The sequence below is a fragment of the Planococcus sp. SE5232 genome (assembly GCF_050686535.1).
Lineage (GTDB): Bacteria > Bacillota > Bacilli > Bacillales_A > Planococcaceae > Planococcus.
Genome location: NZ_JBOGCP010000004.1, coordinates 352,937 through 378,263, shown reverse-complemented (window position 1 = coordinate 378,263; position 25,327 = coordinate 352,937). Strand labels below are relative to the sequence as shown.

The 25,327-nt window shown below is 47.8% G+C and carries 27 protein-coding genes and 1 pseudogene; 23 read left to right on the top strand and 5 right to left on the bottom strand.

Going from position 1 to position 25,327, the window contains the following annotated elements:
• Positions 1-23 precede the first annotated feature (23 nt).
• From ACRC6Q_RS15405 to ACRC6Q_RS15330, 16 genes and pseudogenes are all read left to right on the top strand, one after another.
• A complete protein-coding gene (locus ACRC6Q_RS15405) occupies positions 24-668 on the top strand; it encodes a flagellar biosynthetic protein FliO (protein WP_431466956.1) in 645 nt (214 codons plus the stop codon).
• Positions 665-1,354, top strand: coding sequence for a flagellar type III secretion system pore protein FliP (fliP, locus tag ACRC6Q_RS15400; protein WP_298829702.1), 690 nt, complete (start codon positions 665-667; stop codon positions 1,352-1,354). The genes ACRC6Q_RS15405 and fliP overlap by 4 nt, the downstream gene beginning before the upstream one ends.
• Before the next feature lie 16 nt (positions 1,355-1,370).
• On the top strand, positions 1,371-1,640 hold the full coding sequence (fliQ, locus tag ACRC6Q_RS15395) for a flagellar biosynthesis protein FliQ (RefSeq protein ID WP_142827577.1): 270 nt from the start codon (positions 1,371-1,373) through the stop codon (positions 1,638-1,640).
• A gap of 6 nt (positions 1,641-1,646) precedes the next feature.
• Positions 1,647-2,426, top strand: coding sequence for a flagellar biosynthetic protein FliR (fliR, locus tag ACRC6Q_RS15390; RefSeq protein WP_298829697.1), 780 nt, complete (start codon positions 1,647-1,649; stop codon positions 2,424-2,426).
• Entirely contained in the window at positions 2,427-3,515 is a 1,089-nt protein-coding gene (gene flhB, locus ACRC6Q_RS15385; protein ID WP_431466955.1) for a flagellar biosynthesis protein FlhB, read from the top strand.
• Positions 3,516-3,537: 22 nt separating this feature from the next.
• Positions 3,538-5,577 carry a flagellar biosynthesis protein FlhA gene (flhA, locus tag ACRC6Q_RS15380; protein ID WP_431466954.1) on the top strand — a complete coding sequence of 680 codons (2,040 nt, stop codon included), beginning with the start codon at positions 3,538-3,540 and terminating at the stop codon, positions 5,575-5,577.
• The gene (flhF, locus tag ACRC6Q_RS15375) at positions 5,574-6,683 is read left to right on the top strand and encodes a flagellar biosynthesis protein FlhF (protein ID WP_431466953.1); all 1,110 of its coding nucleotides are present in this window, start codon (positions 5,574-5,576) and stop codon (positions 6,681-6,683) included. Before flhA ends, flhF begins: the two co-directional genes overlap by 4 nt.
• A complete protein-coding gene (locus tag ACRC6Q_RS15370) occupies positions 6,676-7,545 on the top strand; it encodes a MinD/ParA family protein (RefSeq protein ID WP_431466952.1) in 870 nt (289 codons plus the stop codon). Before flhF ends, ACRC6Q_RS15370 begins: the two co-directional genes overlap by 8 nt.
• Before the next feature lie 35 nt (positions 7,546-7,580).
• On the top strand, positions 7,581-8,339 hold the full coding sequence (locus ACRC6Q_RS15365; protein WP_431466951.1) for a FliA/WhiG family RNA polymerase sigma factor: 759 nt from the start codon (positions 7,581-7,583) through the stop codon (positions 8,337-8,339).
• A gap of 30 nt (positions 8,340-8,369) precedes the next feature.
• On the top strand, positions 8,370-8,801 hold the full coding sequence (locus ACRC6Q_RS15360) for a DUF6115 domain-containing protein (RefSeq protein WP_431466950.1): 432 nt from the start codon (positions 8,370-8,372) through the stop codon (positions 8,799-8,801).
• Entirely contained in the window at positions 8,802-9,239 is a 438-nt protein-coding gene (locus ACRC6Q_RS15355) for a YaaR family protein (RefSeq protein ID WP_431466949.1), read from the top strand. It abuts the gene before it with no gap.
• A 20-nt stretch (positions 9,240-9,259) separates the two neighbouring features.
• Positions 9,260-9,610: a PilZ domain-containing protein gene (locus tag ACRC6Q_RS15350; RefSeq protein WP_431466948.1), complete on the top strand. Its 351-nt coding sequence runs from the start codon at positions 9,260-9,262 to the stop codon at positions 9,608-9,610.
• 152 nt (positions 9,611-9,762) lie between these two features.
• On the top strand, positions 9,763-10,536 hold the full coding sequence (locus ACRC6Q_RS15345; RefSeq protein ID WP_431466947.1) for a hypothetical protein: 774 nt from the start codon (positions 9,763-9,765) through the stop codon (positions 10,534-10,536).
• 18 nt (positions 10,537-10,554) lie between these two features.
• Positions 10,555-11,168, top strand: a pseudogene (locus ACRC6Q_RS15340) (HAD family hydrolase).
• Positions 11,169-11,224: 56 nt separating this feature from the next.
• On the top strand, positions 11,225-11,689 hold the full coding sequence (locus ACRC6Q_RS15335; RefSeq protein ID WP_431466946.1) for a hypothetical protein: 465 nt from the start codon (positions 11,225-11,227) through the stop codon (positions 11,687-11,689).
• Positions 11,690-11,790: 101 nt separating this feature from the next.
• The gene (locus tag ACRC6Q_RS15330) at positions 11,791-12,420 is read left to right on the top strand and encodes an NUDIX hydrolase (protein ID WP_431466945.1); all 630 of its coding nucleotides are present in this window, start codon (positions 11,791-11,793) and stop codon (positions 12,418-12,420) included.
• Between the two features lie 97 nt (positions 12,421-12,517).
• On the opposite strand, the gene ACRC6Q_RS15325 is transcribed toward ACRC6Q_RS15330, so the two are convergent.
• Positions 12,518-12,889, bottom strand: a complete 372-nt coding sequence (locus tag ACRC6Q_RS15325) for a DUF3899 domain-containing protein (RefSeq protein ID WP_298829670.1) — start codon at positions 12,887-12,889, stop codon at positions 12,518-12,520.
• A gap of 136 nt (positions 12,890-13,025) precedes the next feature.
• Between ACRC6Q_RS15325 and ACRC6Q_RS15320 the strand changes: the two genes are divergently transcribed.
• From ACRC6Q_RS15320 to ACRC6Q_RS15305, 4 genes are all read left to right on the top strand, one after another.
• Positions 13,026-14,669, top strand: coding sequence for a peptide ABC transporter substrate-binding protein (locus ACRC6Q_RS15320; protein ID WP_431466944.1), 1,644 nt, complete (start codon positions 13,026-13,028; stop codon positions 14,667-14,669).
• Between the two features lie 270 nt (positions 14,670-14,939).
• Positions 14,940-15,869: an ABC transporter permease gene (locus tag ACRC6Q_RS15315; protein WP_431466943.1), complete on the top strand. Its 930-nt coding sequence runs from the start codon at positions 14,940-14,942 to the stop codon at positions 15,867-15,869.
• Positions 15,866-16,924, top strand: coding sequence for an oligopeptide ABC transporter permease (gene opp3C / locus ACRC6Q_RS15310; protein WP_431466942.1), 1,059 nt, complete (start codon positions 15,866-15,868; stop codon positions 16,922-16,924). The genes ACRC6Q_RS15315 and opp3C overlap by 4 nt, the downstream gene beginning before the upstream one ends.
• 13 nt (positions 16,925-16,937) lie before the next feature.
• A complete protein-coding gene (locus ACRC6Q_RS15305; RefSeq protein ID WP_431466941.1) occupies positions 16,938-17,960 on the top strand; it encodes an ABC transporter ATP-binding protein in 1,023 nt (340 codons plus the stop codon).
• A 92-nt stretch (positions 17,961-18,052) separates the two neighbouring features.
• On the opposite strand, the gene ACRC6Q_RS15300 is transcribed toward ACRC6Q_RS15305, so the two are convergent.
• The 4 genes from ACRC6Q_RS15300 to ACRC6Q_RS15285 form a co-directional block, all read right to left on the bottom strand.
• The gene (locus tag ACRC6Q_RS15300; protein WP_431466940.1) at positions 18,053-18,823 is read right to left on the bottom strand and encodes a LamB/YcsF family protein; all 771 of its coding nucleotides are present in this window, start codon (positions 18,821-18,823) and stop codon (positions 18,053-18,055) included.
• On the bottom strand, positions 18,820-19,800 hold the full coding sequence (locus tag ACRC6Q_RS15295; protein ID WP_431466939.1) for a biotin-dependent carboxyltransferase family protein: 981 nt from the start codon (positions 19,798-19,800) through the stop codon (positions 18,820-18,822). Before ACRC6Q_RS15295 ends, ACRC6Q_RS15300 begins: the two co-directional genes overlap by 4 nt.
• On the bottom strand, positions 19,784-20,482 hold the full coding sequence (gene pxpB / locus ACRC6Q_RS15290) for a 5-oxoprolinase subunit PxpB (RefSeq protein ID WP_431466938.1): 699 nt from the start codon (positions 20,480-20,482) through the stop codon (positions 19,784-19,786). Before pxpB ends, ACRC6Q_RS15295 begins: the two co-directional genes overlap by 17 nt.
• A gap of 265 nt (positions 20,483-20,747) precedes the next feature.
• Entirely contained in the window at positions 20,748-21,596 is an 849-nt protein-coding gene (locus ACRC6Q_RS15285; protein WP_223642534.1) for a transporter substrate-binding domain-containing protein, read from the bottom strand.
• 181 nt (positions 21,597-21,777) lie between these two features.
• Here ACRC6Q_RS15285 and ACRC6Q_RS15280 point away from each other — a divergent pair, with 181 nt between their 5' ends.
• Genes ACRC6Q_RS15280 through ACRC6Q_RS15270 form a run of 3 tightly spaced genes read left to right on the top strand, consistent with a single transcriptional unit; the run spans position 21,778 to position 24,935 of the window.
• The gene (locus ACRC6Q_RS15280; protein ID WP_431466937.1) at positions 21,778-22,401 is read left to right on the top strand and encodes a TetR/AcrR family transcriptional regulator; all 624 of its coding nucleotides are present in this window, start codon (positions 21,778-21,780) and stop codon (positions 22,399-22,401) included.
• 12 nt (positions 22,402-22,413) lie between these two features.
• The gene (locus ACRC6Q_RS15275) at positions 22,414-23,331 is read left to right on the top strand and encodes an ABC transporter ATP-binding protein (RefSeq protein ID WP_431466936.1); all 918 of its coding nucleotides are present in this window, start codon (positions 22,414-22,416) and stop codon (positions 23,329-23,331) included.
• Complete coding sequence (locus ACRC6Q_RS15270; protein WP_223642545.1) at positions 23,331-24,935, top strand: ABC transporter permease; 1,605 nt, start codon at positions 23,331-23,333, stop codon at positions 24,933-24,935. Before ACRC6Q_RS15275 ends, ACRC6Q_RS15270 begins: the two co-directional genes overlap by 1 nt.
• Positions 24,936-25,327 lie beyond the last annotated feature (392 nt).

The window sequence follows — 25,327 nt, the reverse complement described above, 5'->3', positions numbered from 1 at the left end:
CTGATAGAAGGAGTTTACCGAAATTGAACAAATCAATGTATGGAACCATCGCACTGCTTCTGGCAGTCCTGTTTTTCGGTGCACTGTCGGCGCCATCGCCTGTCCAAGCCAATCCGAATGTCGTGGAATGGCTGAACAATGAAGAACCGGCAGAAGAAACACCGGCAGATCCAGTGGAAGCTGCGCCCATAGAAGAAAAAAGCCTGGCTGGCATCATCGTTCAATTGGTGCTTTATACACTATTGATCGTAGCGATGATCTACGGCCTGATCAAATTCTTGGCAGCACGCCAGAAAAACCTCCAGCCCAACCAGGCAGTCAAACTGATGGGCGGAACACCACTTGGCAACAACAAGTCGCTGCAGCTCGTAAAAGTTGGAGGACAGATGTACCTGATCGGTGTCGGCGATGAAGTAACATTGATCAAAGAGTTTTCGGATGAAGCGGAAATCAGCGGCATTGAAAAAGACTTTGAACAGCAGCCGGCACTTTCCAAAAACCTGCTGGACTTTACGAAAAAGAAAATCGGCAGTTTTTCGAAAAGCCCACAAAAAAATGGGTTTGATCAGCTTTTCAAACAAAGCTTGAACAAACAAAAAGCCAAACAGCAAGCGATTGAAAATGAGCTTGGGCAAGAACAAAAAGATCAGGAAGGACGTCCGCTATGATTCCGGAAATTCTATCATCCATTAATATTCCGGGCATTGATTTTGGTGGGGAATCGCCTGAAGATGTTTCGACGACCCTGCAATTGTTCTTCCTGTTGACGGTCTTGTCACTGGCTCCGGGAATCCTGATCATGATGACCAGTTTTACACGGATCATCATCGTCCTGTCATTTGTCCGGACCGGGCTTGGCACACAGTCGATGCCGCCGAACCAGGTATTGGTCGGACTGGCACTGTTCCTGACATTTTTCATCATGTCGCCGATTGCGATGGAGATGAATGAAACGGCTTTGCAGCCCTATCTGGACGGTGAGCTGGAACAGCAGGAAGCTCTGGATACAGCCATCGTCCCATTAAAGGAATTTATGGCACAGAACACACGGGAAAAGGATTTGGCCTTGTTCTTCAAATATGCGGAACTCGAAAAGCCTGACAGCATTGAAGAAATTCCGTTGACTTCATTGATTCCGGCATTTGCCATCAGTGAACTGAAAACCGCTTTCCAAATCGGCTTTGTCATTTTTATTCCCTTTTTGATCATCGATATGGTCGTAGCCAGCACGCTCATGGCGATGGGGATGATGATGCTGCCGCCGGTCATGATCTCACTGCCGTTTAAAATTTTGCTGTTCGTCCTGGTGGATGGCTGGTATTTAATAATCGAATCGCTGCTTGTCAGCTTTTGACGAAGGGAAGAAAACGATGACTCCAGATATGGTGATCAAACTAGCAGAACAATCGATTTTTACCATTATCCTCATATCCGCTCCGATGCTGCTGATTGCATTAGCGGTCGGATTATTGGTCAGCGTCTTCCAGGCAATGACGCAAATCCAGGAGCAGACCTTGGCGTTCATCCCGAAAATACTGGCAGTCTTCATCTCGCTGGTGGTCTTTGGGCCGTGGATGCTGACCTTGCTGCTGGATTATACGAGAGATTTGTTTCAGCAGCTGCCAAGAATCATCGGGTAAGCGGGCATGGAAACGATTTTTGATATCCTGCCTTATTTTCTGCTGATGCTCATCCGTTTAACCAGTTTTTTCTTGATTGCACCGATTTTTTCGATGCGGGGCGTTCCAGCGCAATTCAAAATCGGTATCGCGGCTTTTCTGGCATTTGTCGCCGTATCGACTTTGCCGATGGGCGACACGATCCCGTTGGACTCTTCCTATCTGTTATTAATCATCAAAGAACTTGGCACCGGTTTGGCGCTCGGCTTTACAGCGGCCTTATTATTATATGCAGTTCAGATTGCCGGTGCTTTCATCGACTTTCAAATGGGTTTTTCCATGGCCAACGTCCTGGATCCGCAGACGGGGGCGCAAGTGCCGATTATCGGCCATTTCAAGTACATGATGGCGCTGTTGTTCCTGCTGACAGCCAACGGCCACCATTTGATGCTGGACGGCGTCATGCAGAGCCTCCGCGTGTTTCCAGTGGAGCGCTTGGCGATTTCGGTGAAAGCTGAAGACATCGCCCAGTTTATGACCGGCCTGTTTACGGAGATGTTCCTGATCGCCCTCCAGATTGCGTTGCCGATTGTGGGCGCTTTGTTCTTGGTGGACATTGCCCTTGGCATCCTGGCGAAAACGGTGCCGCAGCTGAATATTTTTGCTGTCGGCCTGCCATTGAAGATTTTTGTCGGTTTTATCATGCTTTTTCTGACCATGCCCGTGTTCTTCTACATCCTGCAGATTCTCTTCGAGAAAATCCTGGTGAGCATGGCTCAGTTGATCAGTTTATTAGGAGGAACGTAAGTGGTGAAAAGGTATCCGTTGGACCTGCAATTTTTTGCCGGTGAGAAAACCGAAAAAGCGACACCGCAAAAACGCCAGGAATCCAAGCGGAAGGGACAGGTAGCCAAAAGCCCTGAAGTTGCTGCAGCGATGATCATCCTCGGCGGCATCCTGCTGCTGAATTCCTTGGGCGGCTGGATGTTGGATCGGATTTTGGCCATTTACCGAATCCATTTCACTGAATATATTTCCTGGGAAATAACGCCGGCAACCATCCGCACATTGTTTGAACAGATGGCCATGAATGCTTTCTTGCTGATGCTGCCAATCATGCTGATCGGCGTAGTCTTCGGTTTTCTCGGAAACTTCATCCAGGTAGGTGCCATCTTTTCAACGGATCCCATCATGGCAAAGTTGGAGCGGATGGACCCAATCAAAGGGGCGAAGCGAATCTTCTCTGCCCGCGCCCTAGTGGAATTGGGGAAATCACTCTTGAAGATCGCCATTATCGGAGGCGCTGCCTTTGGCGTCCTGTGGCTGGGCAAGGACGAACTGTTTTCCCTGTCCCAGAAAAGCATCAGCCATTCCTTATCTTTTATCGGCTCCTTAGTGTTTCAGATGGGTTTGATTGCTGGACTCATTTTATTGTGTTTATCCATTCTCGATTATATCTATCAGAAGTACGAATTTGAAAAAGGCATACGGATGTCCAAACAGGATATCAAAGATGAATACAAAAAAGCGGAAGGCGATCCGCTGATCAAATCTAAAATAAAAGACAAGCAACGGCAAATGAGCATGAATCGGATGATTCAGGACCTGCCGGGCGCGGATGTGCTGATCACCAATCCGACGCATTATGCAATCGCCATCAAGTACGATGCCGAAACGATGGCGGCTCCGGTCATCATCGCAATGGGCAAAGATCATCTCGCTTTAAAGATTAAAGAAAAAGCAAAAGAACTTGGAATTGTGACGATGGAAAATAAGCCTCTAGCACGTGCGCTGTATGCCCAGGTTGAAATAGGGGATACGGTGCCAGAAGAACTGTTTCTGGCTGTGGCAGAGGTTTTAGCATATATTTACCGATTAAAAGGAAAAATCCGATGAACGGGAAAGAGGAGGGAACCGCGTGAAATTCAGAGATTATGCCATCATGGTAGCCGTCATAATGATTGTTGTGATGATGGTGATCCCTCTTCCGCCGCTCTTATTAGATGTACTGATCATGATCAATATCAGCCTTGCCTTAACAATCCTGTTAGTGGCGATGAATACAAAAGAACCGCTGCAATTCTCTATTTTCCCTACCTTGTTACTACTCACGACTCTATTCCGTTTAGGATTGAACGTCTCGACGACCCGTTCGATCCTGACCAACCAGACCGGCGGACAGGTTATTGAAACATTCGGTTCGTTCGTAGTCGGCGGCAGCGCCATTATCGGGATCCTGGTGTTTCTGATCCTGGTCATCATCCAGTTCCTGGTCATCACGAAAGGATCGGAGCGGGTAGCGGAAGTCGCTGCACGATTTACGCTCGATTCGATGCCCGGCAAGCAGATGAGCATCGACGCCGATCTCGGCGCCGGAATGATCTCGGACCAGGAAGCGAAAAGCCGACGTGAAAAAGTCAGCTCGGAAGCGGATTTCTATGGTGCCATGGATGGTGCCAGCAAATTCGTCAAAGGAGACGCGATTGCCGGCATCATCATCACCATCATCAATATCATCGGCGGCTTGCTGATCGGAGTGATGGTCCACGGATTGCCATTCGGAGAAGCGGCTCAGCTGTTTACCCTGCTGTCGATCGGAGACGGGCTGGTTTCCCAAATTCCAGCGCTGTTGATTTCCACCGCTATGGGTATTGTGGTGACACGTGCGGTATCCGACGGTAATTTAGGGTCGGATATCACCAAGCAGCTATTCGCGTATCCGAAGATGCTGTATATCGTTGCAGCTACGTTAGTGATGTTCGCCGTGTTCACACCGATCAGCCCGATGCTGGTCGTGCCGATTGCCGGGGTCATCGCTTATGGTGCTTTCCAGATGCAGAAAACCTTAAATTCAGAAGAAAAGCAGGATGTTGAAATCAGCAAGGACGTAAAAGAGCTGGAAGGGATGAAAAGCCCGGAAAGCGTCATCGACCTGTTGCATGTCGATGCCATCGAGTTTGAATTCGGTTACGGCCTGATTCCGATTGCCGATAAAAGCCAGGGCGGCGATCTGTTGGACCGCGTCATCATGATTCGCAGGCAATGTGCGATGGAGCTTGGCATCGTGGTGCCGGTCATCCGGATCCGCGACAATATCCAGCTGCAACCGAACGAATACGTCATCAAGATCAAAGGCAACCGGGTGGCCTCAGGAGACATCATGCTCGACCATTACCTGGCCATGAGCCCGGGTGTCGACGATGAAGCCGTGGAAGGTATCGAAACGGTCGAACCCGCTTTCGGCATGCCTGCGTTGTGGGTCAATGAAGACATGAAAGAAGAAGCTGAAATGGCAGGCTATGCCATTGTCGATCCACCGTCTGTCGTTTCGACTCATCTGACGGAAGTCATCAAGCGCCATGCCCATGAACTGATCGGCCGACAGGAAGTCAAGTCGCTGATCGAGAACGTGCGGGAAACTGCACCTGCAGTTGTGGAGGAATTGGTACCGCAGCTGATGACCATCGGCGAAGTGCAAAAAGTATTGATGAAGCTCCTGAAAGAAAAAGTATCGATCCGCAACTTACTGGTCATTTTGGAAACCTTGGCCGATTATTCCTCGCAGACAAAAGATACGGACCTGTTGACGGAATATGTTCGCCAGTCTTTATCACGTCAGATTACGCTGCAATACGCAACGCAAAGAGAGCCGCTTCAGGTCATTACGGCAGGAGCGAGCCTAGAGAAAAAGTTCGCCGACTCGGTACACCGGACGGAGCAGGGCAATTTCCTGTCCATCGATCCGGAATCCTCCCAGACGATTTTCCAGAAAATCACGGAACAGGCAGCACAGCTTCAGCAAACCGGCGTACAGCCGATTCTGCTGACATCTCCCGCCATCCGTATTTACATGAGGCAGTTCGTGGAGCGTTTTGCGCCAGACTTGCCGGTGCTGTCCTATAACGAACTGGAACCGGAAATTGAAATTCAAAGTGTTGGAGTGGTTAATATCTCATGAGGCTGAAAACATATATAGTGGGAACGATGACCGAAGCGATTCCGATGATCAAGCAGGATTTGGGCGCAGATGCCTTGATTCTGAATACGAAAAAAATAAAGACCGGCGGATTTTTAGGGTTCTTCCAAAAAGAAAAATTGGAAGTTACAGCCGCTATCGACCCTGTCGCGGCACCAAAACTGCAACAGGCAGAAGCACCAAAGACACAGCCGATTGCAAAGCCAAACAGAAACACCGATTCCTCAGCTGAACTGATTTCCGAATTAAAGAATATCAAGCAGTTCATGATGCAGCAGGTAAAAGCAGCAGATCTTCCAGAAGCCTTTCAATTGCTGAAAGACCGATTGGGTGCACAGGAAGTCGCACCGGATGTGCAGACAGACTTACTGGCAAAACTGATGGTGAAAGACGAATTGAACACTGACCCAACGTTAGAGAATGTATGGCGGCTGGCACGTGAAGAATTGATTTCCATATTCGAGCAAAATCAGCCGCAGCCAGTGGTGAAGAATCCGGAAGTCATCTGCTTTATCGGTCCGACCGGCGTGGGCAAGACGACAACCATCGCCAAGATTGCGGCGGATTATATGCTGACGAAAGATAAAAAAGTGGGGTTGATCACGGCAGACACGTTCCGTATTGCTGCCGTCGAACAATTGAAGACCTATGGCAGCATCCTGAATATTCCCGTCCGGGTGGTCGAAACCTCGGAAGATCTGACGGTCGCCATCAAGGACTTCCATGACTGCGACATCATTTTGATGGATACAGCAGGACGGAATTATCAGCAGACCCAGTATGTCGATGATTTGACCCGCTTATTGCCTGAAGGCAGCAAAGTCCAGATTCACCTGGTGCTGAGCCTGACTGCCAAATATGAAGACATGAAAAAGATCATCGAAAACTTCCAGTCCATCGCGATGGACGAGCTGTTGTTGACCAAAAAGGATGAAACCAGTTCTTCTGGGGCAATTGTCAATTTGATCCGTCATTACGGTATTCCGATTCGCCACATCGCCAACGGCCAAAACGTACCGGATGATATATTGGCGTTCACGCCTGAATTGGCAGCGGATTTCATTTTGGGGGAAGACCATCATGCTTGATCAGGCAAATCAGCTTCGTGAAAAGATGATGGGCAAGAAATCCGAAAAACCTGAACGGAAACCTGTTAAAAAGACTCGGGTTCTGGCGGTTACCAGTGGCAAAGGCGGAGTCGGGAAATCTAATTTCGCCTTGAATTTCGGATTGAGTCTGATTGAACAGAATAAAAAAGTATTGATTTTCGATGTCGACCTGGGCTTTGCCAATATCGATGTGCTGCTTGGCCGGACGCCTCGGGAAACGATCGCCACAATGATTGAAAAAGATCTGTCTGCACAGGACATCATCGAAGAAGGACCGAATGGGCTACTGTTCATTTCAGGCGGCAACGGCTTTAATGATCTGTTCCAAATGGATGATTTTAAACTGCAGAAGTTTTTCCGTGAGCTGAGTACACTTCAAGGCCAAGTAGATTACATCATCTTGGATACTGGAGCAGGCCTATCTTACGAAAATCTTCGCTTTATCTTGGCTGCTGATGACGTCATTCTCGTAACGACGCCTGAACCGACTTCAATCACGGATGCTTACTCTGTCGTCAAGATGGTCCATGGCAAAGATCCGAATGTCCATATGAAGCTGGTGGTCAATCAATGCATCAGCACAAAAGAAGGCCTGCGGACAGCTGATAACTTCAAGCAGGCAGCTGAGCAATTTTTGGGTAAAGAGATTGGAGCTTTGGGCTATATTCCAAGCGATTCCCATCTTCCAGATGCAGTAAAGCGGCAAAAGCCCCTCTTGCTGGCTTATCCGAACAGCGAAGCGGCAGAGGCAATCCGACGGGCGGCCAATGAGTTTCTCCAGTTGCGGGTGCCGTATAAATTAGGGCTTAAAGGGTTTATCATGAAAATCCTTTTTAAATAAGAGCGGTGTTTCCGCTTGGAAATGGTGGTGGAATCATGCTGAATCATAAATTATCCAAAGAAGAACTTAGCTGCTGGAGCGATTGGCAACAACATCGGGACCCGGAAGCTGGCGAATATCTGGTTGAACAGTATCTTCCTTTGGTGGATTACGTGATTCAACGGTTCATGATCAGTCTGCCCAAAACTGTGGAAAAAGACGATGTGCGCAGCTACGCTTATGAAGGGCTTCTTGATGCCTTGAGCAAGTTCAATATCGAGCGAGATTTGAAATTCGAAACCTATGCTTCCTGGCGTATCAAAGGCGCCATTATTGACGGGTTGCGGCACAGCGACTGGCTTCCGCGCTCTGTCAGGGATAAAGTAAAGAAAATTGAAAAGGCCTATCTTCTGCTCGAACAGGAGAATGATTCCGCGGTATCCGACGAGCAGGTCAGCTCTTACCTGGGCATCACCAAAGCCGAACTCAATAAAACTGTTTCTGAAGCCGCCTTGTCGACGATGATTTCGATGGACGATGAGCATTTTGAAGAACGGGGAACGCTTGGGAACTATTATACGGATTCTCCTGAACGCCACCTTTCAGAACAGATGACTAAAGAATCACTGGTGCGGGCAATTGACCGTCTACCGGAAAAAGAGAAAATCACTGTTTCTTTATGTTATTTCGAAGAAATGAAATTAACGGAAATCGCAGAAATCCTCAACGTCAGTGTATCAAGAGTGTCGCAGCTCCACTCAAAAGCGATGCTTCGACTGCATGCTTCGATTTTAGCTGTTCATGATAATTATTAAGCTTGAAAAAAGAAATAGAAGGCCAGGGTGATGACCATGGAATGGCTATTGATTGTGATCAGTATCGGCCTGTTGCTGCTGAATGTGGTAATGATGCTGACAGCCTCAAAAAAGAAAATGGATGAAGATCCAGCTGGAGTTCATGAAAGTATGGTGGAGTTCGTGGCACAGCTTGAAAAAGAAAATGATGAACTTTACGATAAATTAACCACCTATATAAAAAACAGTGAAGCACAGTTGGCAGAACGAATTGAACGCTTGGAAAAAAATCCTGCTGCTGAAACTGAAGCAGTGTCAGAAAAAGCTTCTGAGAATCAGGAAAAGATACTTCAGCTTTCAAGGCAAGGATTTTCTTCCAAACAAATCGCCAAAGTTCTCCAAACCGATTACGGCAAAGTGGAACTCGTCGTCAACATGAAAAGCAAGCGGCACGGGAATTTTAAAGAAGACGAGGTGCTGTAAGTGCGCATTGACAGTCAAAGTACAATCCAAAACGAGAGAGCATCGGTGCAGGCCACTGGAAACAAGGCCAGTGAACTTTTTTCGAATGCCATGAAAAACTCCCAGTCCAAACTTCATAATGATTCCCTCAACCAGTTAATGGGGCGGGTGGATGCACAGGGACAGAAATTGGCCAACCAACGGACGCTTGAAAATCTGTTGAATTACAAACAGGCGGTTAAGCAATTTGTCGGAGAATCTGTCCGCCATGGTCTGCATTTATCGGACGAGCAGAGCCAAATGCCGGGTGGGGGAATGAAATCCCACCAGATCATCAAAGTGATTGATAAAAAATTGATTGAAATTCAAGACCAGTTATTGAATAATGAAGAAGATGGAATTGGTACTTTAGATCTAGTGGGAGAAATCAAAGGTTTACTTATCAATTTGTATATGTAAAGAGGGATGGAGAGGGCGAAATGTCAGAAAATCGTCGTGAGTTTTTTCGGGTTATTTTCAACAAAGCAGTGAATGGAAAGATTTCAATATACGGCACCAAGTTTTTACCGATTGAAATTTACAACGTCAGCGCTGGAGGTTTGGTGTTTTCTTCCCCGCTTAATATCGGCTTGGGGGAAAGTGTGAATTGCAGCTTTGAAATATTGGACAGTGCTTTCTTATTGGAGGGTTCCATTGTTCGGAAATCAACAGGCAGGGACATGGTGGAGTACGGCGTTGAATTTTCTGTCGATCAAGGAACATCTTCAGAATTATTCAAGCAGCTGAACTACTACCAGATCCGTCAACGTAAAAGTTTTTTAACTGAGTAATTCTATAAGCATACTGAAAAAAAGCAGGCCACGGGGTCTGCTTTTTTTCATATGTAGAAGTATCGAATAGATTAAGTTCTTTTTTCGATAGAAGGAATTTCTATGGAAAAAAGAGAAGTAATAGCCATACGAGAAAAGAGAAGGTGGAGAACATGCAGGCACCGACAGAGATTCTTTCCGTTTGGCGGCAGTTTGATGGCTTTCCGATGGAGACTTTAACCAAAGTCTGGTACTACCAGCGGTCAGGCGAACAGAAACAGCGCAGCGTGGAATTGATGGAAGAGCATCGTGTACAATACGGCATCACCGGTAATTGTTTTGATTTGGCGATTTGGTTGTTGGACGCTTTTGATCGAGCGGGTGTAAAAGCCTATCCGGCAGGCAGTGGACTGGGGACAGAACAGGCGCATGCAGCCATCGTGGCAGAAGACCGGGATGGCCGCAGATTTCTTTGCGATTTAGGGGACCAGTGGATTCAGCCAATCCTGGTGGATATAGACAGGCCGGAATTCAACGGAGACAAGTTGTGGGGATTTTTTCCGGGAGCGGAAGTTCAGGTGAAACCCACTGATAATGGGATTGAGGTTATTTATTTCCGGCCGAACGGCAAACAGTCCAATCAGGTCTATACCATAAAGCCAGTTGAACGGACAGAATTTCTGGCTGCGGCCGAGTATTCTCAGCACCATATTCATCCGGAACCGTTGGTCGAAGTTCGCTTGCAGGAAAAAGGCGAGACCGTCCACTGGGAATTCGATAATTGGAAAAGTTTTTTAAGCACGAGTACCGGCCTGTACCCTGACGAGCAGATTAAGACTTTGGAGGAATGGGTAGAAAGAATACATGGTAAAACGCATTATGATAAGGAATTTCTTACAGAAACTTTAGGGTTTTACCGGCGGCTGAATTTGGGCAGCAGTGAATGAAGGGATAGGGGAGTTGGCATGATCAAAGCCGTTATTTTTGATTTGGATGGGACCTTATTGGATCGGGACCGTTCGCCAAGCGCTTTATCGAATTGGATGCCAAAGGGTATGTCTGGAAAGACCGCGTCTATCAGCAATTGATCGAGGAGTTTGAGATTAAAGGGATTGGCTGGGAGACACTGCTGGATGATTACGTGAAAAATTTCCACGTTCACTGCATCCCGTTTCCGAATTTACTCTCCATGCTGGAAGACTTGGCCGGGAAATCAATTCGGTTAGGCATGATCACCAATGGCAGAGGGCAATTTCAGCTCGACAATATCCTGGCATTTGGAATTCAAGAATATTTTGAAGAGATTCTGATCTCGGAATGGGAAGGGATGTCCAAACCCGATCCGGCTATTTTCCAAAAAGCGTTAGCCCGTTTGGGTATTTCTCCGGATGAGGCGGTCTATATCGGAGATCATCCCCAAAATGACATTCAGGCAGCTCAGGCAATCGGCCTGAAAGCCATTTGGAAAAAAGATCCCCAGTGGAACTGCGTGGATGCAGATGGGGAAATTGATGATTTAAATGAAATCGGCAGATTGGTGGAGCAGTTTAACACCCAAGAATTAAAAGCGCAGCTGTAGTCAAAAAAGTTGTATGATAAAAAGTGATAGGAAGAAAAGGGCAGGTGAAGTACAGCATGGAACTTAAAACGCAATTACAGTTTGAACTGACCGAATTTGCAGCTGGCCGGGAAACGGAACGCATACCGGCAATCGGGAACTATGAGTACTGGCTCCTGCTGATGGAATACTTTCTGGCTAAATCCGATCTCTTTGAAATCCATTGTTTTGATGAAGAAGCGGCGATAATTGAAGAACTCAATTCAAATTTGCCCGGATTGTTCGAGGTCGATAAAAAGCAGGGGATGACCATTTTCTCCGGTCTTCTGACATTGGAAAACGCAGAATACCTCATGACCCGCCATGTCAGCGCGGAGAAAAAGCTGAAGTGGTTTTCAGTTTTCTTAAGCAGAGGCGAGCAGCATATTTTTTCATCGGAGCATTGGGGCACTGAATTTTTCGTTCCGGATGTTACAGAAGAAGACTTGCTGTTCATCAAACATGTCGCACCGGACGATACTCATTTTAACCAATACACGTAAACGGGCTTCACGGAAAATAGGAAATTCAGGAGTACGAACAAGAACCGGCCAAGTAGACAGCCGGTTTTTTGCTATGCTAAAGGAAAAAAAGGGGCATGAGAATGGAAACAGAAAAAATACGCGTATACGATGAAGAGGGAAATCCAAAAGGAATAGCTACCCGGCAGGATGTGCACGAAAAAGGCGATTGGCACGACACCTTTCATTGTTGGCTGGCAGGCCGCCAAGGTGATCGAGATGTTGTTTATCTCCAGTTGCGCAGCGAAACTAAAAAAGACTTCCCAGGACTTTTCGACATTACGGCAGCCGGCCATCTATTGGCGGAGGAGACGGTTGAAGATGGCGTCCGGGAAGTAAGAGAAGAGCTAGGCATTCCAGTGGATTTTGGCGACTTGTGCTCCCTTGGTATGGTCAAGGATCAACTTGCCTTGCCGGGGTTTACGGATAATGAGCGCTGCCATTGCTTCTTATACAAAGAGTTGGAAAACATTGACCTGAGGTTTGAGTTGCAGCTGGAAGAGGTGTCAGGTGTAGCGAAATTGGACTTCGGGGAATTAGCGGCATTATTTATGAGGGAAAAAGAAAGTGTGGAGATCGAAGGCTTTGAAGTAGCACCGGATGGCGGAAAAAGAACTTTTGTAAGGGAAATCAGCTTGCAGGATATGGTGCCGCATAGTGCGGGTTATTTGGAGAAAATCATTGAGTCCATTGCTCAGGAATTAAACAGGTGATTTTTTTGCTTAATCAGGTTAATTTTTGAATGGCTTAAGTTTATTACAGTAAAACGGCAATGCCCTTCCCGGACATTGCCGTTTTATCTAATTCTTTCTAATTCAAATAATACAAAGCGGAGGAAACCAGCAGACTGCTTAGGCAAAAGAGCAGTCCGATTTGTAGAAAAGAGGTTCGGTTCGGGAATTCCTTTCGGTAATCCGCTGACTCAAAAGAACGTTTTTCACTTTCCCGGATCAGCTGGTCTTTTTTATTTACTTTTGCAAAAAAGTTTCGGGTGCTTTTCAAGAAAGCTGTAAAAAATTGGCCCTCAATTAATACCATGATGAAATAGATCATGACCAGCAAAAGCCCGACCAAAAATAACGCATCAAACCAGGTTAGGATTGTCCACTGTCTATATAGGAAGAAAGGCAAAACGAGTGAGCTGCCCAGTGCTGCTAAAAATAAAAACCCTTTGAAATTCATGCATGTCGATCCTTTCCTTATATAATATAGAGATTACCATGTAATTTATATATTTGAAAATTTAAACATCTTGTTGCCATTTTTTGCAATAACAATTATGATTAAAAAGAATAATCAAAAAATTGGGGGTAGGAAAATGGGGAGAACGAGAAAAACACAGATTTTCATGATCATGATTGCATTCGTTTTATTCTTATCGGGTTGTAACTTCAATTCTTCCGAAAGTTCGAATGAGGAGAACGCAGCAGCAGAAGGGGAAGCTGGGCAAGTATTGAACATCTCGACTACGGCAGACATTCCTACTTTAGATTCGACAAAAGCACATGACGGCATTGCGTTTACGGTGCTGAATAATGTCAATGAAGGACTTTACCGACAAGATGAAAACCACGAACCGATTGAAGCATTAGTAACGGAACATACAGAAAACGAGGACCAAAGTGTACATACTTTCACATTGCGCGACTCGAACTGGAGCAATGGGGATCCGGTTACAGCACAGGATTTCGAATATGCCTGGAAACGCGTCATGAAAGACGCAAGCCCGTATAACTTTATGTTCGTAACAGCAGGGATCAAAAATGCTGAAGCGATCATGAACGAAGAAATGGATGCAGAAGAATTAGGCGTTAAAGCAATTGATGAGAAGACATTGGAAGTTACCTTAGAGGCAGCAAATCCATTGTTCCAGTCATTGATGACATTCCCGACTTTCCTGCCTCAAAACCAGAAGTTTGTTGAAGAGCAAGGGGACCAATACGCATTGGAAGCGGAAAACATCCTGTTCAACGGACCATTTACATTGGTTGATTGGACACATGAGCAAGGTTGGAAGTACGAAAAGAACGAAGATTACTGGGATGCAGATACAGTTCAGCTTGATGCAGTGAATGCCTATGTCGTCAAAGACCCGGCAGCTGGTGTCAACTTGTACGAAACAAACAAAGTGGATCGCATTGTCTTAAGTTCAGAGGCCGTTGACCAGAACAAAGACGACGAAAACTTTGACACAATCCTGGAACCGGAAATCATTTTCCTTCGCTTCAATCATAACCATCCGGTACTGGGCAATAAAAACATCCGCCAAGCAGTCAATATGGCGATTGATAAAGAAAGTTTAACAGATGTTATTTTGAAGAACGGTTCTACAGCATTAAACGGTGTGGTTCCGGAAGGGTTCTTTAAATCTCCGTCAGGCGAAGATTTCCGTGACTTGAACGGGGACTTTAACACAGGCACGGTTGAAGAAGCTCAAGCACTTTGGGAAAAGGGCTTGGAAGAAACCGGCGCAACAGAAGTCACAGTCTCCATTAACATCGCGGATTCTGAAGACCATAAAAAAGTGGCTGAGTACATCCAGGCACAATTGGAAGACAATCTTCCAGGATTCAAATTGGATATCAAAGCAGTTCCTTTCGCACAGCGTCTGGAAATCGAAAAGGCAGTCGAGTACGACTTGTCCCTTTCCTCATGGGGACCGGATTACAGCGACCCGATGACGTATTTGGATATGTGGCTGGAAGGCGGATCCGCTAACCGCATGGATTATTCAAATGCCAAGTTGGAAGAATTGGTATCAGCAGCAAGAACGGAAACAGATCTTGAAGCCCGCTACCAAATGCTGTTGGACATTGAGAAAATCCTGTTGGAAGAAGATGCAGCAATCGTGCCGCTTTACCAAGAAGGCGCAGCTGTCTTGATGAGAAGCAAAATCAAAAATCTATTGGTGCATCCAACTGGGGCTTCATTCTCCTACAAATGGGTGACGATCGAAGAATAAAGACAGGTTTACAGCTTATAGATACGAGGGTGTAGCCGATTGACGGGCGCCCTCGTATTTTTTGATGACTTGCGCATTTCGGGTTGTCGGGGCTTAACAGGCGCTTGCGCTTTTCTTCCTTGTCCAGGCTTCAGCGCCCAGCTCTTTGGGTCATAAGCCAACTCAGCTGTGCGGCTGAAAACATGCCACTTCGCTGATTCGTCTTATGCCCGGCAGAGCTACACGGGCGCTTGCGCTTTTCTTATTACCCTACAGAACTGAGGTGTTCGCATGAAACGTTATTTACTGCAGCGGATCGGCTTTATGCTCATTACGCTTTTCATCATTGTGACAGCGACCTTTTTCCTGATGCAGCTGTTGCCGGGTACGCCATTCACCAATCCGGAGAAATTGACCGATAGCCAGTTGGCTATTTTGAACGCTAAATATGGACTGGATCAGCCGGTCGCCATCCAATACATCCAGTACATCGGCAACCTGGTACAAGGCGACTTGGGTTATTCGTTTCAGCATGAAGGACGGACGGTCACCAGCATGATCAGTGACCGGATCGGCCCATCCGCCTTTATCGGCTTGCAGGCTTTAGTTATTGGGGCCATCATCGGGCTGGTTTTAGGGATCGTTTCCGCCTTAAAGCACAATTCCATCTTGGATTACGGCTCGGTGACTTTAGCCGTTCTGGGAATGTCGATTCCTTCTTTCGTTTTCGCGGCATTACTGCAATACTACGTAGGCGTTAAATTGGAATGGTTGCCTGTCGCTTTATGGGAAGGCTATTCCAGTACGCTGCTGCCGTCCATCGCTTTGTCGGTGACGGTGACGGCTACAGTTGCCCGGTTTATCCGCAGTGAAATGCTCGAAGTAATCGGGCAGGATTACATCATTACCGCGAGAGCGAAAGGCTTGAAAGAAAACCAGGTCATTGTGAAGCACGTCATCCGCAATGCACTGATTCCGGTAGTCACGATGCTCGGGCCGCTTGCGGTGTCGATTATGACGGGAACCTTGGTCATCGAAAAGATATTCGCAGTGCCCGGACTTGGTGAACAATTCACCTTGTCGATTCTGGTATTGGATTATAGCGTAATCATGGGAATCACCATTTTCTATAGCGCTTTGTTCATTTTTGTGGTCTTTGTTGTAGACATTATCTACAGCTTCCTGGATCCACGCATTAATTATAAGGGGGAATCAGCATGACGAAAAACACACCACACCTTCCCCCGCATCAGGACCTGCAGGCACAAAATCAATATGCCTACGATGACATTCCATCAGACTTATTTGTGAAAGCGCCGCTGGATCAGCGAAAAAGCGAAGAAATCGGAACGCCGTCGGTATCTTTCTGGAAAGAAGCTTTTCAGCGTCTCGTCAAAAATAAAGGGGCCATGATTTCGCTCGTACTGCTCATTTTCTTGATTGTGCTGGCGTTGATTGGGCCAAGCATGAATGAGTTTTCCTACCGCGAACAAAATCTGGTGCATTCCAACATGCCACCGAAAGTTCAAGGCTTGGAATGGCTGGGCTTCAATGGTCAAAATTCCCAGGGCGTGGATGAGTACGCTGAGCGGGATGTCCAGATCAATTACTGGTTCGGAACAGATGAATTCGGCCGCGATCTTTGGACGCGGGTATGGAAAGGGACGCAAATTTCCTTGTTCATCGCTTTAGTGGCCGCCTTTCTCGATTTGGTGATCGGCGTCATTTATGGCGGCATCTCTTCATTTTATGGAGGGCGCATCGATAATGTCATGCAGCGGATCATCGAAATCCTGATGGGAATTCCGAACTTGATTGTCATCATCCTCTTCATCCTGGTCCTGGAGCCGGGCATTACCTCTATTATTCTCGCGATGGTCATCACTGGCTGGGTCGGCATGGCACGTGTGGTGCGTGGCCAGGTGCTGCAGTTGAAAGGGCAGGAATTTGTACTGGCGTCACGGACGCTTGGTGCCTCGAATCCACGGCTGATTTCAAAGCATCTTCTGCCGAATGTCATGGGACCGATCATCGTAACAGTCATGTTCACGATTCCGACCGCTATTTTCTTTGAAGCGTTTTTGAGTTTTATCGGCCTTGGGCTGCAGGCGCCTCTCGCATCGCTTGGTGTATTGATTGAAGACGGCTACAAATCAATGCGGTATTTTCCGTATAAATTGATTTTCCCGGCCTTGGTCATCAGCATCATCATGATTTCGTTCAACTTGCTTGGCGACGGTCTGCGTGATGCATTAGATCCGAAAATGAGAAAATAGGGGAGGGTTCACCATGAGCAATACTATTCTGACAGTCGATAACCTGCATGTGGCATTTAAAACCCAAACCGGTAAACTGACAGCGGTGCGGGGAGTCAACTTTGAATTGAAAAAAGGCGAGACGCTGGCGATTGTCGGTGAATCCGGTTCAGGCAAGTCGGTCACCGCCAAATCTATTATGCAGCTGTTGCCGGCAGCCACTACCGAAGTGACCAAAGGCGACATTGTCTATAACGGCAACAGTTTGTTGAAGATGTCCAAACGACAAATCACCGACTTGCGTGGCTCTGAAATTTCGATGGTTTTCCAGGATCCGATGACTTCGCTGAATCCGACAATGAAAGTCGGCAAACAGATCATGGAAGGCGTTCAACGTCATGAGCGGCTGACAAAAGCGCAGGCACGTGAGCGGGCGCTGGAAATGCTCAAGCTGGTCGGGATTCCGCAAGCGGAAAGCCGGCTCGACAATTACCCGCATCAATTTTCGGGCGGTATGAGGCAGCGCGTGGTCATTGCATTGGCGCTTGCCTGCAACCCGAAAGTGCTGATTGCGGACGAACCGACAACGGCACTTGATGTCACCATTCAGGCGCAGATTCTGGATTTGATGAAGGATCTGCAAAAGAAAACGGAAACTGCCATCATTTTGATCACCCATGATTTGGGCGTGGTCGCCAATATGGCCGATCGGGTCGCTGTCATGTATGGCGGCAAAATTGTGGAGCAGGGAACGCTGGATGAAATCTTTTACAATCCGCAGCATCCCTATACATTGGGCCTGCTGCAATCCATGCCGAAGCTCAATGAAGACCGATCGCAGCCGCTTATGCCGATCGCAGGCTCACCGCCCAATCTGGCAACGCTTGGAGAAGGCTGTGCATTTGCTGCACGGTGTCCGCATACGATGTCGGTATGCCATACCTATACACCGCGCGATACGGTGACGGAAACAGGCCATTCTGTGGCTTGCTGGCTACAGGATGATCGGGTATCGGCATCACGTGATCTTGTAGAGACAGGCAGTTCTTCTTCGTAAACTAGACAGTCAAAAAACCAGTAAGGCCAATTGGCCTTACTGGTTTTTTTTGCTGTGGGCAAGAGGCTTAAAAAAGTCTGTTGTTGCCGTTATTAAACGAATTCGCCTACTTTTGCGATGTCGATCCCGGCCTCTTTCAAGGATTTTGAAATCCGGATGGCAAAATCTAGTGCGTGGATACCGTCACCGTGAATGCAGATAGTATCCGCCTGTAGCTCAGTATCGGTCTGGTCAACGGTCGCCACTTTGTTTTCCTTGACCATCCGAATGACTTGGTCGATGGCAACCTGCGAATCGGTGATCAACGCGTTGCTTTGTGTCCTCGGTGTCAACGAGCCGTCCCTTTGATAAGTTCGGTCGGAAAACACTTCATTGGCCGTCCGCAATCCTATTTTCTCTCCGGCTTTGATGATTTCACTGCCGGATAATCCGAACAGCACCAGCTCCGGATCGATTTTGTAGACAGCTTTCGCAATGGCTTCAGACAAGGCAGCATCTTTAACTGCCATATTGTATAAGGCGCCATGCGCTTTGACATGCTGCAGCTGTCCGCCTTCGGCTTTGACAAAGCCCGACAAGGCACCAATCTGATACACGGTCAAATCGTAGGCTTCCTGAGGCGACAAGGCGATGTTCCGGCGGCCAAAGCCAACCAGGTCCTGCAAACCGGGATGGGCACCAATCCCGACGTTCTTATCGAGAGCCAGTTGAACCGTTTTTCGCATCGTCGACGGATCTCCGGCGTGGAAGCCGCAGGCGATATTCGCTGATGTTATGTAATCGAGTATTTCTTCATCATTGCCCATACGGTAGGCTCCGAAACTTTCTCCCATATCGCAATTCAAATCCACTTTATTGATCATGTCCATTCCTCCCATTTTAATTGGATGGCGGCTTTCAATTCCCGGATCGATTGTTCCTGCTCGATCAACCGCTGCTGGGCATTGGCCAGGGAAATCTCCTTGAAGCGCAACTGCTGGCCAGGCTTTAATTGGCTGATGAGCGGCAAATCGACAGAAGCGGCCTGTCCGATTTTTGGATAGCCTCCTGTCGTTTGTCGGTCTGCCAGCAATACAATCGGATTGCCGTCTGCTGGTACTTGGACAGAGCCGAAAGCCACCGCTTCCGAAATCAGTTCTGCAGGGGTTTCGAGTGCTAGGCGAGGACCTTCCAACCGGTAGCCCATGCGGTCTGAGTTGGAAGAAACGGCAAAAGCTTCACTGAAAATCCGCTTTTTGCTGTCTGCATCGAATACATCGAATTGCCGTCCCGACATCATGCGAATCACCGGTTCACTAAAATAACGGACAGGGGGCACGAGCCAATCAAACTCGTTTTCGGTCTTCTGTTGTAATGCTTTTTGCTGCTGCAGTGTCATTTGGCCAACTGCAAGCAAGTCTCCTTTTTCCAGCGCGCGCCCTTGAAAACCACCAATTCCAGCACGCAGGTAAGTGGATCTGCTGCCCATAACTAGCGGAACATCGATGCCGCCCGCAATTGCCAAGTAACAGCGGGCGCCTATTCGAGGCTCACCAAACGTCAGGGTGCTGCCTTTGGCGACAGTGAGCATCCGCCACATTTTAACGGCCACGCCATCTATCTCAGGTTCCAGGTCTCCACCGCATAAAGCGATGATGGCATCTTCGGCGAATTCGATCACCGGCCCCATCAAGGTGATTTCAAGTGTGGCATCCTTTTCCTCATTGCCGACCAACAAATTGGCTAGCCGGTGTGCAATAGGGTCCATAGCGCCGCTGGCAATGACGCCATATTTCTGGAAGCCGGTCCGACCCAGATCCTGTACAGTGGTCTGCAGGCCGCTTTTACGGATTTTCAGCATCTGGCTCTTCCTCCCATGTATGATAGTCTTCTTCTGAAATTTCCCGGAAAATAACTTTGTCTCCTGCCCGAAGCAGGCTGGGAATTTCGTTTTCAGGCCGAAACAGGCGAAGCGGCGTTCTGCCGATTAATTGCCAGCCGCCCGGTGTTTCGATCGGATAGACGCCGGTCTGCATACCGGCAATGCCTACTGTCCGTTCGGGAATGCGGAGACGCGGCGAATCGCGCCTTGGTGCTGAAATTTGTTCGGACATCCCGCTGAGAAAAGGAAAACCGGGGGCGAAACCGATCATGTTGACCGAATAAGTGCCTGCGGTATGGATGTCGATGACTTCGCGTGGAGTCAGTCCATTATGCTGCGCTACGAACTCCAGATCAGGACCGAACTCACCGCTATAACAGACGGGAATTTCAACAGTGCTGAATTCGACAGCCAGATCATCGCCGGGATGCATCAGTAGTTCCGCCAGTTCCATTTGGACATTCTCGTATAGAGCCACGCAAGGATTATAGAAGACTGTAACGGTCACGAATGCGGGAATAAATTCAATCATCCATTCCGGCTGCTGGCTTTCCAGCAGAGCCGAGACTTTTCTGACCAGCTGTTCTGTGTGTGCATTGATGTCATTGCCGAGTTCAATGACAATCGCCTGATCACCGAGCGGCGAAAAAGAAGGGTTCATCTACTCATCTCCATTTACAGACTATTCGTGCTTATTCCATTTAGTATAAAGCTTTTGGGAGAACAGGGAAAGATGGTGCAGGTGCAGCTTTCCTGTCGACTGAAAGTATCTGGGCGGTATTGGTAAGTATTCCGGCTCAATTGAAAAGTATGTTGGGTGAAATGGAAAGTATTTTTGCCCAATCAGAAAGTATCCCCAATTAATTGGAAGAAGCCACCCGGCAACAGAAAAAGAAGCCACTCCATCAAGAGCGGCTTCTTTTGTCTCATTCTTCAATATCAACTTGTTCTGTCACATCAGCGCCGTTAAAGAACTCTGCTGAAATTTCGGCGATTGTGCCGTCTTCCAGCATTTCTTCGATTACGCGATTAACGTTTTCGGCCAGCTCTTCGTTGTTTTCATTCATAACAACGCCAACCTCGGATGGACTGTACTTCAAATCCGGATGGATAGTGATCTCCAGTTCCGGAAATGCAGCAATCGCTAATGTCTGCAGGTAATAATCGTTCAAGATGACATCCGTGCGGCCGATGGCAACATCACGCAAATAGGTTTCATTGGTCGCATTGTCGTAGACCACTTCTTCAGCGCCATATTCACGTGCGGTCTCCATATAGACGGAAGTTGAAGCACCAGCAGCTTTTTTGCCTTCCAGGTCCTCCAATGTCTCGATGCCGGACAAGTCACCTGAACGGACGATTGCCGTGCCGTAAGAATATTTGAACGGTGTAGAGAAAATAAAGTTATCTTGGCGGTCTTCCGTAATTTCAATATCGTTGGCCGCAATGTCCACTTGGCCAGTTTGGACGGACGTCAGCATTTCATCAAATCCGAGTTCCGTGAATTCGACTTCCAATTCAAGGCGTTCCCCGATTGCGCGAACCACTTCCACTTCGAAGCCGGTCAATTCGTCCGATCCTTCTTCGCGGTAGGAGGTAGGGTACAAGGTACCTGATGTCGCGACAGTCAGGCTCCCTTCTTCCTGGATTTCATCCCAGGCGGTTGTTGTTTCTTCAGAAGCTGTATCGTCGTTGTTTCCACAAGCGCCCACGAGCAATAACGTCATCAGGCCGGCAACTGCTGCAGCATTTTTACGGGAAAATAATGTTTTCAATGAGTCTTCCTCCTCTAATATGATTGCACCTAAAAGATAGCATTCTATGAGAGCGGGAGCAACGGTTTAATCTGCAAATTAAGAAATCAGATTATTTAGATGAATGTATTGACCCGTATGGTCGAAAGGTGTATTCTGTAGTCGACCACGTTGGTCTAAAGTTCAGAAAGAGGGCATGGATATGGAGAAATTTGAGAATCTCGATCCTCAAAAGCAGCAGAAAATCCTTGAATCGGCATTGATGGAATTTGCCGAAAATGGTTATGGGAAAGCTTCGACCAATCGCATCGTCAAACAGGCGGGTATTGGGAAAGGGATGCTGTTCTACTACTTTAAAAATAAAAAAGACTTATATGAATACCTCATTGAATACAGTTTGAATTTCATCATCGATGAATACTTGAGTTTGGTGGATATCAATGAAACCGATTTTATCAAGCGGCTGAAAGGAGCAGCTCAAATAAAAATGAAAGCGCAGTTGGAAAACGAGCAAGTCTTCAACTTTATGGGGACCTTCATGCTGACGAAAGATCTGGATCTGCCTCCACATCTGCAGAAGCGCTATGAAAAATTGCAACAGCAGGGATATGCATTGCTGTACGAAGGCATCGATAAAAAGCTTTTTAGAAAAGACGTGGACGTGGACAAGGCGTTCAATTTAATCCGTTGGGGAGTTGATGGCTATCAGCGAGATCTCCTGCAAAGGTTGCAGGGGAAAAAGATGACCGAACTGGATTTCGAACCGTACTGGGATGAATTTTATGAATACCTCGATATTTTGAAGAAAAGTTTCTATACGAATTGAGGAGGGTTAGCCATGACAGTTTTGAGAACGATCGATCTGACGAAGAAGTTTGGGGATTTTGCGGCGTTGGACGGAGTGAACATTGAAGTGGGCGAAGGAGAGATCTACGGCTTCATCGGACCGAACGGGGCAGGAAAGTCAACGACGCTGCGTGTTCTTCTCGGTATTTTGAAAGCTACTGACGGCCGTGCTGAAATTTTCGGAAAGGATTCCTGGAAAGACGCCGTGGAAATCCACAAACGGGTGGCTTATGTGCCGGGGGATATCAGTCTATGGCCAAACCTCACAGGGGGAGAGGTCATTGACCTGTTCGTCAAATTGCGTGGGGGCAATAATTTGGACCGGCGGCAGGAATTGATCCAGAGATTCGATTTGGATCCGACAAAGAAATGCCGCACCTATTCCAAAGGAAATCGGCAGAAAGTGGCTTTGATTGCAGCATTCTCGTCCGATGTGGATCTGTATGTCCTGGACGAGCCGACTTCTGGACTCGATCCCCTCATGGAACGGGTTTTCCAGGAATATGCGATGGAAGCGAAAAAACAAGGGAAAAGTATTTTGTTATCCAGCCACATCTTGTCGGAAGTTGAAAAGCTCTGTGACAAAGTGGCGATTATCCGCGAAGGGAAAATCATTGAAACGGGCACGCTGAAAGAACTTCGGCATTTGACGGGAACGATTCTGCTGGTCGAAACCAAAGAGCCGATTGCCGGTCTGGAAGAACTCAAAGGAGTCAGTGGCATCCAGCAGAAAGGTTCGGCCCTGTCCTTTCAGGTCGAAACAAGCGAAGTGGATCATGTCATCCGCTACATCAGCCGGTTTGGCGTGAGCCGAATCGAAAGCTCGCCGCCAACTCTGGAAGAGCTGTTCATGCGCCATTATGAGGGAACCGGCAAAGCGGTGGAATCAGGAGCAGGAGGCGAATCATAATGACCAGACATCTTTTTGATGGCACCGGAACACTGATTCGTTTTGTCTTGCGCCGCGACCGTCTGCGCTTGCCGATCTGGCTGGTGTCATTTGCGGCTGTTTCTGCAATCATCGCCTTAGCTTTTGTTGGACTGTATCAGAACCAAGAAGAACGGCAGGCGATGGCTGAAACGATGCGCAATCCAGCCATGACTGCGATGGTGGGGCCAGGCTATGGGCTTGATAATTATACGGTCGGAGCCATGACAGCCCACGAGATGCTGTTGATGACTGCAGTGGTGGTCGGCTTGATGAGCATTTTGCTGGTGACCCGCCATACGCGGACAGACGAAGAAGATGGGCGCATTGAAATGGTCCGTTCGTTGCCTGTAGGGCGCTTGTCGAATCTCCTGTCGATTTTGCTGGTATTGACCGGCGCCAATATTGTTCTGGCGCTGTTGACTGCTTTTTCCTTAACCGCTTTAGGCATTGACAGTGTAGATTTGGAGGGGTCTCTTGTGTACGGTGCTGCTTTGGGAGCCACCGGAATGGTCTTTGCCGGCATTGCGGCTGTTTGTGCACAGCTGTCGCCGAATGCCAGAACTGCGCTTGGCTTGTCGATCACCGTTTTGCTGCTGGCCTATATGATCCGGGCCATCGGGGACGTAACAAACGAAACCTTGTCCTGGTTTTCACCGCTTGGCTGGATTTTACGGTCTGAAGCGTATGTGAATAATTATTGGTGGCCGATTTTATTGACGGTGGCGGGAGCGGTGCTGTTGATGGCACTGGCTTTGTATCTCAATTCCATTCGTGATCTCGGCTCCGGTTTTCTACCTTCACGGGCTGGAAAGGCAAATGCCTCCAGGTCACTGTTAAGCCCATTCGGACTTGTCTTCCGGCTACAGCGGACCGGACTGATCGCCTGGGCAGTGGGATTGCTGCTGATCGGTGCTTCGTATGGTTCGGTTCTTGGAGACCTGGAGTTGTTTTTTGAAGACATTGACCTGATGCAGCAAATGATTGTTCAAGCAGAAGGATTTTCACTGACAGAACAATTTATTCCGGTGCTGATGGCTGTCATGGCTATTTTAGGGACCATTCCTGTGTTGTTGGCTGTTCTTAAACTGAAGACTGAGGAAAAGAACGACCGGCTTGAACATGTCGTAAGCCGATCGGTTTCCAGAAACCACGTGATGGGCAGTTACCTTGGGATGTCTGTGTTGACCGGGTTCATCATGCTGTCTTTAGCAGCGCTTGGCCTTGGATTGGTGGGGAATGCCATGATGGATGAGCAGCTGTCGCTGGGCATGTACTACGGCTCCGCAATGGCTTACTTGCCTGCGATGCTTGCCATGATCGGCTTGGCTGTGGTGCTTCTTGGCTGGGCTCCGAATCTGGCCAGTGCCATGTGGCTGTATCTGGCTTTCTCATTTTTCGTCATTTATTTGGGCGGCCTGTTCCAGTTTCCGGAATGGGTAGGGAAATTGACACCTTTCGGCTATGTATCTGAAATACCGATTGAAGAAATGAATTACCTCAACGCGGTCATGTTGACGGTAGTGGCAGTGATTCTGACGGCAATTGGCTTCGTTGGATTCAATCGCAGGGATATTGGAAGGTGATGATAGGTTTGAACAACATGAAAAGGATATTTATATTATTTAAGTAATGAAGATTCATTTCATCATTTTTAAACCGGATGCTGCGCTTCAGGCGGACGCTTTCCGCGGGTTCGCGCCGAACTAACTCGGACTGGCGCCCGAGTGGATTTCGGCACTTCACTGTTCCCGCAGGAGTCGCCGCCTGGCGCTCCGGATCCTTGAGTGAAGGATTTACCAGGTTTGTAGAGACTACATTTCCTGATATTGACTAGCAAGCTTCTCTCTTTGATTGAAGCAACACGCCCCCAACCGGGCTGGCCACGAAGACTCCTGTGGGAGCAGCGCAGCGACGAAAGCTGAAGACCCCGCAGGAAAGGCATTGGCCGAAACTTGTAAGGCCAAGCCTTTGCGAC